Origin of the sequence: Microcella sp., assembly GCF_033763155.1 — a bacterium.
GTDB lineage: Bacteria > Actinomycetota > Actinomycetes > Actinomycetales > Microbacteriaceae > Microcella.
In genome coordinates this window covers 1-8,949 of record NZ_JANRKZ010000194.1, presented here as the reverse complement: position 1 = coordinate 8,949, position 8,949 = coordinate 1, and the positions used below count along the sequence as shown (strand labels likewise).

Genomic DNA, 8,949 nt, shown 5'->3' with positions numbered 1-8,949 from the left:
GCGATCGGGGCTCTCGTGGCCTGGCGTCTCCGACAGGACCAGGAACGCGCGGCGTGGGCCGAAGCGTGGACCGACACCGGCTATGTGTTCACTCGCGAGAACGGTGAACCGGTAAGGCCCGCGCACATCTCACGAGTCTTTGACGACCTCGTGAACGCGTCAGGCCTGCCCGACGCGACCTTCCACAGCTTGCGGCACGTTCACGCCTCGCTCCTGCTCTCGGCAGGCGTACCTCTCGGCGTGGTGTCGAAGCGACTCGGTCACTCGACGATTGCCATCACGAGCGACCTGTACTCGCACCTACTCGAGGATGCGAACCGGGCGGCCGCTGAAGCTGCAGAGTCCGTGTTGCCGCCGCGAGCATCCCGAATTGCACACACCGTGCACACACGAGAGGCCGGAAACTAATCAAGGGCCCTGCGAAGTGACGCAGAACCCTTGATTTCACTGGGGTGGCGAGTGAGGGATTCGAACCCCCGAAGTCGTAGACGGCTGATTTACAGTCAGATCCCTTTGGCCACTTGGGTAACTCGCCAAGCGCGTACCCGACCGATGTGGTCACCGACCGAAGACGCTCGTCAACAATACAAGAGCCAGAGGGTGTGCAGAAACCACGAGGGGTTAGTCGGCCGCAGCGGCGTACCGCGCCGACGCCGTCGCGACGGCATCGAGGTAGACCCCCTCGGCGTTGTACGACGCAATACCGGCGCGCCACGACGCTTCATCGCCGAGAGTGGGCACCGCGCGACACAGATAGTTGGCCGCGGCGAGCGCCGCATCGTCGATGTTGTGCGGGTCGGCCACGCCGTCACCACTCGCGTCGATGTACCAATTGGCCCAGCTTCCGGGAATGAACTGCAGTGGCCCCACGGCACGGTCAAACTCGGCGTCGCCATCGATCGCGCCACCGTCGGTGTCAGCGATGAGGGCGGTCGACACACCGTCGAGCGCCACGCCGATGATGGCTGGGCTGACGGTTCCGTCGTCGGCGACGGATGCTCCGCCGTGACTGCCGTGCCGCGACTCGACCCACCCGATGCCGGCCAGGGTGTTCCACCCGAGAACACAGTCGGGGCGTTCGGCGTGCTTGGCGATCGCTGCGCCCGCGTAGGCGGCGAGCACGCGCTCGGGGATGCCCGATTCCGCCGCAACGGCGGCAACCCACGCCGCGTCGACCAGGCCCGACACACCCGCGCGGGTCGGAGTCGCCGCCGCGGGAGGAAGCGGCGCCGGCTCGGCCCAGCGCGGCGCGGCGCTCGCGCTTGGGGCGAGATCAGCATCCCGAATCGGCCCTCCGGTCGGACGCAGCACCACGGCGATGAGCACGATGAGAATCACGAGCCCGAGCGACAAACCGACAATCAGTCGAGTGATTGCAGCAGAGCTCATAGCTACGATGGTCGCATGGCTGATTCTTCCTTCGACATCGTGAGCAAGGTCGACAAGATGGAGGCCGAGAACGCCGTCAATCAAGCGCAAAAAGAAGTGGCGCAGCGATATGACTTCAAGGGCGTCGGCGCCTCGATCGAGTGGAGCGGCGAGAAACTGCTGCTCAAGGCAAGCGCCGAAGAGCGGGTTAAGGCCGTGCTCGAAGTGCTCGAGTCAAAGATGATCAAGCGCGGCATCGGCATTCGCAGCCTCGACACCGGCGAGCCCTACGCGAGCGGCAAAGAGTTTCGCATCGAGGTGGGCCTGAAGAACGGCATCTCGAGCGACGACGCGAAGAAGATTTCGAAGATCATCCGCGACGAAGGCCCCAAGAGCGTCAAGAGCCAGATTCAGGGCGACGAACTGCGCGTGCAGTCAAAGAGTCGTGATGACCTGCAGGCCACGATGGCCTTGCTCAAGGGCAAAGACCTCGACGTCGCTCTGCAATTCGTCAACTTTCGCTGAGTGCGACCATGGCCGACGACATCAGAATCAGTGGCGTCGGGGCCTGGATCGTTCTCATCACCTCGATGCTCATCTTGGTGGTCGTCGTGGCCATCGCGATCGCTTCGCTCATCGTCGTGCCCCGCAACCGGCGCCCGCAAAGCGCGCTCGCCTGGCTGCTGCTGATCTACACGCTGCCGCTCATCGGCTTTTTGCTCTTTCTCATGCTCGGCTCACGCCGCCTGCCCAAACGGCGGCGTGAACAGCAAGACGAAATCAACACCTACATTCTCGAAACCACCGAGGGCATGGACCGCGTGAGCAAAGACTCGCCGTGGCCCCCGTGGCTCGAACCCATCGTCGAGCTCAACCGCAATCTCGGGGCCATGCCCCTCGTCGGCGGCAACACCGCGCGGCTCTTCACCGACTACACCGAGTCGATCGCCGCGATGACCGACGCGGTGCGCGGGGCGCAGCGCAGCGTGCACGTCGAGTTCTACATCATGTCGGTCGACGATGAGACCGAGCCGTTCTTTGCCGCGCTCGGCGAGGCAGCCGCCCGCGGCATCCCCGTCAAAGTGCTCTATGACCACGTCGCCTCGGTGCGCGTGAAGGGCTATCGCCGCATGCGCCGGCGCCTCGACGCGATCGGCGCCGAGCACCACCCCATGTTGCCCGTGCGGCCGTTTCGCGGGCAGTGGCAGCGCCCCGACCTGCGCAACCACCGCAAGTTCCTCATCGTCGATGGCGCCATCGGCTTCACGGGCTCGCAGAACCTCATCGAGCGCGGTTACAAGCGCGGGCGCCGGCGCGACGGGTCACGACTCGCGTGGAAAGAACTCATGGTGCGCTTCGAAGGCCCCATCGTTGCGGGCATCGACGCGCTCTTCGCCACCGACTGGTACAGCGAGACGAACGAACTCTTGCTGCGCGAGACCAGCACGACGCCCGTGATCGATCCGGGTCGAGGCCTGGATGCGCAAGTGGTGCCGAGCGGGCCCGCCTTCGAGGGCGAGAACAATTTGCGCCTCTTCAACTCGCTTGTCTACGCGGCTCAAGAGCAAATTCAGATTTGCTCGCCCTACTTCGTGCCCGACGAATCAATGCTCTACGCGATCACGACCGCGGCTCAGAGCGGGCTCGACGTTCAACTCTTCGTCTCGGAGATCGGCGACCAGACCCTGGTCTTTCACGCCCAGCGCTCGTACTACGAAGAGCTCTTGCGGGCAGGCGTGCGCATCTGGCTCTACCGCGCACCGACGATCTTGCACGCCAAGCACTTCACGATCGACGACGAAGTCGCCATCATCGGGTCGAGCAACATGGACATGCGCTCGTTCAGCCTCAACCTTGAGGTCTCCGTCATGGTTCGGGGCGAGTCGATCATTCGCGAACTGCGAGCGATCGAGCAGACCTACCGCGAGAACTCCCGCGAACTCACGCTCGACCAGTGGTTGCAGCGACCGGCGCACATGCGCATCTTCGACGACCTCGCGCGCGTGACGGCCACGGTGCAATGACCGTGCACATCGAACTCGACGACCTCACGCGGCCCGCGGTGCACCGCCTGCTTGCCGATCACCTGGCCGACATGCACGCGACGAGCCCGGCCGAGAGCGTGCACGCCCTCGATCTCAGCGGATTGCGACGCCCCGACGTCACGATGTGGACGCTGTGGGATGACGACGCGCTGCTCGGGTGCGTCGCGGTGCGCGAGCTTTCACCCGTTGACGGCGAGCTCAAGTCGATGCGCACCGTCGCCGAAGCGCGCGGTCGCGGGCTTGGTCGCCTGCTGCTCGAGCACGTGATCGCCGAGGCGCAGCGGCGCGGTTACCGGCGGCTGAGCCTCGAGACGGGCTCGCAAGACTTCTTCGCCCCCGCTCGCCGGCTCTATGCGCGGCACGGCTTCACCGAGTGCCCGCCCTTCGGCGACTACACCCTCGACCCCAACAGCGTCTACATGACACGAGAGGTCTGATGTCGCTAGGGTGGCGCGCATGAGCGCAAAAACGCTGCCGACGGATGTTCCCGTCGACGAATTCCTCGCCACTCTCGATGCCCGGCGCAGCGCCGAGGGCGCCGAGTTGGTCGAGCTCTTCTCGTCGGTGACGGGAGCCTCCGCGGTCATGTGGGGGCCATCCATCGTGGGGTTTGGCACCTACGCCTACCACTACGCCAGCGGGCATGAAGGAATCTGGCCGCGCGCAGCGTTTTCACCGCGCAAGGCCAAGCTGTCGCTCTATGGCTTGCAGACCCACCCCGACGCAGCCGCACTGCTCGAGCGCTTGGGGCCGCACACGACTGGTGTCGACTGTGTCTACGTCACGCGACTGTCGGCCATCGACCTCGACGTGTTGCGTGAGCTCGTTGCCCTCGGCTGGTCGGTCACGGCCGACACTGCGGTCTGAGCGCGCACGCTTAGTCGCGCGAGATGCGCAGCATCTCGTCGCGCGGTACAACCTTGACGCGTGCGCGGCCCTGCGGCTCGCCGAGCGCGATCTCGTGGGCGTCGAGCCGGTGCCAACCGTCGAGGTTGGTGTAGAGCACACCGCGACTGTCGAGCAGGTCGACGACCGACTGCTCGTCGGGGTGCTCGGGGCTCCACCACGAGGCCTGGTCGGTCACGAGGTGCTGCACGGTCTCCATGGCGTCACTCTTCGTGTGGCCGATGAGACCGACGGGGCCGCGCTTGATCCACCCCGTGGCGTAAACACCCGGAACCGTCTGGTTGTCATCGCCGAGCACTTGACCCTCGTGGTTGGGGATGACGCCGTGGCGTTCGTCAAACGGAATGCCATCGAGGGGTGAGCCGAAGTATCCGACAGCGCGGTAGAGAGCCTGCACGGCAACCTCACGCACTTCTCCCGTGCCCTCAACTCCGCCGTGACCATCGGGACGCGTGCGCTCGTAGCGGAAGCCCGAGACACGGCCGTCAGCATCCGTCAGCACCTCAAGGGGCTTGGCGTAGAAGTGCAAGTGCAAGCGACGGGAGGCCGAGCCGGTCTCGCGAGCACGCCACTGCGTGAACACGCGGTCGATGACCGTGATCTGCTTATTGGTCTCGATCGCGCGCTTCGACGCCTCGTCGTAGTCGAAGTCTTCGTCATAGACGATCATGTCGACGTCACGCAGTTCGCCGAGTTCGCGCAACTCGAGAGGCGTGAACTTGACCTGCATCGGGCCGCGACGGCCGAAGACATGCACATCGGTCACGGGCGACGCGAGCAGGCCCTGGTAGACGTTGTCGGGAATCTCGGTCGGGAGCAGATCGTCGGCGTGCTTCGCGAGCACCCGCGCGACGTCGAGCGCCACGTTGCCGTTGCCGATCACCGCGACCGACGAGGCCTCGAGCGGCCACTCGCGCGGCACGTCGGGGTGGCCGTCGTACCAGCTGACGAAGTCGGCCGCGCCATAGCTGCCGTGCGCGTCGATGCCAGGGATGTCGAGGGCAGCATCGCGAATCGCCCCCGTCGAGAAGATCACGGCGTGGTAGTGCGAGCGCAGGTCATCGAGCGTGATGTCGGTGCCGTAGTGCACGTTGCCGAAAATGCGGATGTCACCCGAGTCGAGCACCTCGCGAAGGGCGTTGATGATGCCCTTGATGCGCGGGTGGTCGGGGGCGACGCCGTAGCGCACGAGGCCATAGGGGGCAGGCAGCTGTTCGAATAGGTCAATCGAGACGTCGAACGAACGCTCGTGCTTGAGCAAAATGTCGGCGGCGTAGATTCCGGCCGGTCCGGCACCAACGATGGCGAGCCTGAGCTTGGTCATGCGCGTGCGTGTCTTTCTGTGGGGTGAGGGTGGAGGGCGCCGGGCAACCTACGTGGTTCGGTCGACCACTGCTTCGGCGAACTTCGTCAGGGCGAGCTTGACCGGGCCTTCGGGCAGCGGAGCGAGCGCGGCGACGGCTTCGTCGGCCCAGCGTCGCGCTTCGTCGAGGGTTTCGGCGGTCACCGCGTGAGCGCGCAAGTCCGCGATGGCCGCGGCCACTTCGTCGTCGTGACCCTCGACCTCGACGGTGCGCTCGATGCGGGCGAGCAATGCTGCGGCGTCGGGATCGGTCAGCGCGGCGCGACGCAAGAACAGCAGCGGAAGCGTCGCGACGCCGCTGCGCAGATCGGTGCCCTGCGGCTTGCCCGTCTCGGCCTCCGGTTCGGCGAGGTCGATGACATCGTCGATGAGTTGGAACGCGACGCCGATCTTCTCCCCGAAAGCGACGACAGGGGCTGCGAACTCTTCGGGGGCATTCGAGAAGATGACGCCCATTTGCGCGGCCGCCGCAATGAGCGAGCCGGTCTTGTCCGCCAGCACCTGCAGGTAGTGCTCGATCGGGTCGTCGTCGCCGCGCGGGCCGATCGTCTCGTGCAACTGACCAAGGCACAGTCGCTCGAAGGTGTCAGCCTGCAGCTTGATGGCGCCCTCGCCCAGGCCAGCGACGAGCTTGCTCGCGCGCGCGAACAACAAGTCGCCCGTCAAGATTGCGACCGAGTTGCCCCACACGTTTTGCGCAGAGGGTACCCCCCGGCGCATTTCGGCCTCGTCCATGACGTCGTCGTGGTACAGCGAGGCGAGGTGAGTGATTTCGACGGCTTGTGCGGCCGTGATCACGGCGTGGTTGTTGCCGTCTCCCAGTTGAGCAGTCAGCAACGTGAGCACCGGGCGAATGCGCTTGCCGCCCGCCTCGAGCAAATAGCGCGACGTTACGTCGGCCATGTCATCGGCGAACGCGACCTCGTTGAGAAGGCCCTCTTCGACCTCGACGAGGCCGGTCTCGATCGCTTCGGCAAAGCGGCGCTCTTCACTCGACGCAAACAGCTTCTCGCCGAGGCCGAGCGACGCGCTAAGCGTCTTGCTGCGGCGAGCGAGCGGGGGAAGGCGAGTCAACGGTCTGCCGATCTGTCGAGGCGGTCGGGGCGGCTTACTGCGCGGATGCGCCGGCGGGCTTGCGCCCTCGGTGCAGGGCGACCACCCCCCACGAGAGGTTGCGGTAGCCGACCCGGGTAAACCCGGCCGTGGTGAGCCACTGGCTCAGCACCGATTGCTCGGGCCAATCGCGGATCGAGTCAAACAAGTAGCGGTAGGCATCGGGGTTTGAGCTGGCGGCACCCGCGATGAGCGGCATGACGTAGCGCAAGTAGGCGTGATAACCGGCCCGCAGCACCCGCACCGGCGGCCGGGAGAACTCACAGATGACCACGCGGCCACCGGGCTTGAGCACGCGCAGCATTTCGGCAATGGCCACCTCGGGCTTCTGCACGTTGCGCAGCCCGAAGCTAATCGTCACGGCGTCGAACTCTGCGTCGCCAAACGGCAACGCCATGGCGTCGCCCTGCACAAACGCCAAGTCGGGGTGACGCCGGCGACCTTCGTCAACCATGCCCTGCGAGAAATCGAGGGCAATGACTTCGGCACCCGACTTGGCAAGGGCAACAGAACTGGTGCCGGTGCCTGCGGCAATGTCGAGAATGCGCTCTCCGGCTTGCGGGTCGACAGCGCGCACCGTCGCAATGCGCCAGAGTGCGGCGTTGCCGACAGAGAGCACGGCATTCGTGCGATCGTAGCGGCGGGCGACGCCGTCAAACATCGCCGCGACCTCGCGCGGTGTCTTCGACAGATCAGCCCTTGTCACGCCCCAAGTCTAGTGAGGGCCCGCCCGGTGTTCGCCGTGAGGCGCCTGGGGGACCGTCGTGTGCGGAGTAGCCTGAGCACGTGCCTGCCTCTCTCGCGCCCGGGGTCGCCCTGCGCGCGGTGACCGAGCCCGTGGCCGACCACGACGAGCTACTCGCGTTCGCCGACGCCCAGCATCCCCTCGCGGCGATTCGGCGCGGCGACGGCATCGTCGGACTGGGCGAAACGCTGCGGTTGACCTTCACCGGTCCCGGGCGATTGACGGATGCCGCGGCGGCCTGGCGAGAAATCGCGCGCGCCGCCGAGGTGGTCGACCCTGTGCGCCGACCCGGTACCGGCCTCGTCGCCATGGGCACCTTCGCGTTCGCCGACGCGTCGGACGCCGCGAGTGTGCTCATCGTCCCCGCGGTGATCGTGGGGCGCCACGATGGCGTGAGCTGGGTGACCCACATCTCGGCGGCGGGGGCGACTGCTGCCGAGCAATCCCCGAACGCCGTGCCGATCGGCGAGCGCCCGCGGGCAACCCTCGCCGCCGCGTCACTGAGCCGCGACGAGTTCACGGCGGTGGTCGGCCGCGCCGTCGAGGCTATTCGCGCGGGACGGGTCGAGAAAGTGGTGATTGCGCGGGATGCGACGGCGAGCATCCCGCCCGATGCTGACCGCCGCGCGCTGCTGCACGAGCTGGCAGACCGCTATCCCGACTGCGTCACGTTCGCCGTCGACGGGCTCATGGGCGCGAGCCCCGAAACGCTCGTCAGCGTGCACGGCGGCGAGGCGAGCGCGCGCGTGCTCGCGGGAAGCACCGCGCGCGGCGTGAGTTCAGCCGACGACGCCGCCGCGGCCGCCCAACTCGCGACGAGCACGAAAGATCTCGACGAACACGCCTTTGCCGTGCACAGCGTGCTCGACGCGCTGCGCCCGCACGTGCGTGCCGTCACCGCAAGCGAGTCGCCGTTCACGCTCAAGCTGCCCAACCTGTGGCACCTCGCGACCGACGTCGAGATGCAATTGGCCGAGTCGTCGAGCGCGCTCGACCTCGTCGCCGCCCTGCACCCGACAGCGGCCGTCGCTGGGTCGCCGACGGATGCTGCGCTCGCCCTCATCGCCGAACTCGAGCCCTTCGACCGCGGCCGCTACGCCGGGCCGGTGGGCTGGATCGACCACGACGGCGACGGCGAATGGGTCATTGCGCTGCGGTGCGCGCGCATCGACGACGACGGTTTGCTCACCGCCTACGCCGGAGCGGGCATCGTCGCCGACAGCGACCCCGACTCCGAGCTCGCCGAAACGCGCATGAAGTTTCGGCCGATCGCAGACGCCCTCCGTTAGGCGCCCTCTCTTGGAGGGCGCCGCATCAACACAGGGGCTCCCACCGGCCGCGCAGCAGGCCGCTCTCTTCCTTAGGAACTGGCGAGCCGCCGTTTCTCGACCTCAACGTCGAAGTCGGCG

The 8,949-nt window shown here is 66.6% G+C and carries 10 protein-coding genes and 1 tRNA gene; 6 read left to right on the top strand and 5 right to left on the bottom strand.

Annotated features, from left to right (window positions below; genetic code table 11):
* The coding region (locus SFU54_RS08305; protein ID WP_319015811.1) for a tyrosine-type recombinase/integrase at nucleotides 1-408 on the top strand (408 nt) is incomplete at its 5' end.
* Nucleotides 409-453: 45 nt separating this feature from the next.
* On the opposite strand, the gene SFU54_RS08300 is transcribed toward SFU54_RS08305, so the two are convergent.
* Both SFU54_RS08300 and SFU54_RS08295 read right to left on the bottom strand, forming a co-directional pair.
* Nucleotides 454-535, bottom strand: a tRNA-Tyr gene (locus SFU54_RS08300).
* Between the two features lie 86 nt (nucleotides 536-621).
* Nucleotides 622-1,389, bottom strand: coding sequence for a lytic transglycosylase domain-containing protein (locus SFU54_RS08295; protein ID WP_319015810.1), 768 nt, complete (start codon nucleotides 1,387-1,389; stop codon nucleotides 622-624).
* 15 nt (nucleotides 1,390-1,404) lie between these two features.
* Between SFU54_RS08295 and SFU54_RS08290 the strand changes: the two genes are divergently transcribed.
* Genes SFU54_RS08290 through SFU54_RS08275 form a run of 4 tightly spaced genes read left to right on the top strand, consistent with a single transcriptional unit; the run spans nucleotide 1,405 to nucleotide 4,280 of the window.
* Nucleotides 1,405-1,893: a YajQ family cyclic di-GMP-binding protein gene (locus tag SFU54_RS08290; protein ID WP_319015809.1), complete on the top strand. Its 489-nt coding sequence runs from the start codon at nucleotides 1,405-1,407 to the stop codon at nucleotides 1,891-1,893.
* 8 nt (nucleotides 1,894-1,901) lie between these two features.
* Nucleotides 1,902-3,392 (top strand): cardiolipin synthase, encoded by a 1,491-nt coding sequence (gene cls / locus SFU54_RS08285; protein WP_319015808.1) that lies wholly within the window; start codon nucleotides 1,902-1,904, stop codon nucleotides 3,390-3,392.
* On the top strand, nucleotides 3,389-3,850 hold the full coding sequence (locus SFU54_RS08280) for a GNAT family N-acetyltransferase (RefSeq protein WP_319015807.1): 462 nt from the start codon (nucleotides 3,389-3,391) through the stop codon (nucleotides 3,848-3,850). The genes cls and SFU54_RS08280 overlap by 4 nt, the downstream gene beginning before the upstream one ends.
* 19 nt (nucleotides 3,851-3,869) lie before the next feature.
* The gene (locus tag SFU54_RS08275; protein ID WP_319015806.1) at nucleotides 3,870-4,280 is read left to right on the top strand and encodes a DUF1801 domain-containing protein; all 411 of its coding nucleotides are present in this window, start codon (nucleotides 3,870-3,872) and stop codon (nucleotides 4,278-4,280) included.
* Between the two features lie 10 nt (nucleotides 4,281-4,290).
* On the opposite strand, the gene SFU54_RS08270 is transcribed toward SFU54_RS08275, so the two are convergent.
* From SFU54_RS08270 to SFU54_RS08260, 3 genes are read right to left on the bottom strand one after another with little or no spacing between them, the layout of a single operon-like run.
* Nucleotides 4,291-5,643 carry an FAD-dependent oxidoreductase gene (locus tag SFU54_RS08270; protein ID WP_319015805.1) on the bottom strand — a complete coding sequence of 451 codons (1,353 nt, stop codon included), beginning with the start codon at nucleotides 5,641-5,643 and terminating at the stop codon, nucleotides 4,291-4,293.
* 48 nt (nucleotides 5,644-5,691) lie between these two features.
* A complete protein-coding gene (locus SFU54_RS08265) occupies nucleotides 5,692-6,756 on the bottom strand; it encodes a polyprenyl synthetase family protein (protein ID WP_319015804.1) in 1,065 nt (354 codons plus the stop codon).
* A gap of 34 nt (nucleotides 6,757-6,790) precedes the next feature.
* Complete coding sequence (locus tag SFU54_RS08260) at nucleotides 6,791-7,501, bottom strand: class I SAM-dependent methyltransferase (RefSeq protein WP_319015803.1); 711 nt, start codon at nucleotides 7,499-7,501, stop codon at nucleotides 6,791-6,793.
* An 80-nt stretch (nucleotides 7,502-7,581) separates the two neighbouring features.
* Here SFU54_RS08260 and SFU54_RS08255 point away from each other — a divergent pair, with 80 nt between their 5' ends.
* Nucleotides 7,582-8,829, top strand: a complete 1,248-nt coding sequence (locus SFU54_RS08255) for an isochorismate synthase (protein ID WP_413466588.1) — start codon at nucleotides 7,582-7,584, stop codon at nucleotides 8,827-8,829.
* The last annotated feature ends 120 nt before the right edge of the window (nucleotides 8,830-8,949 follow it).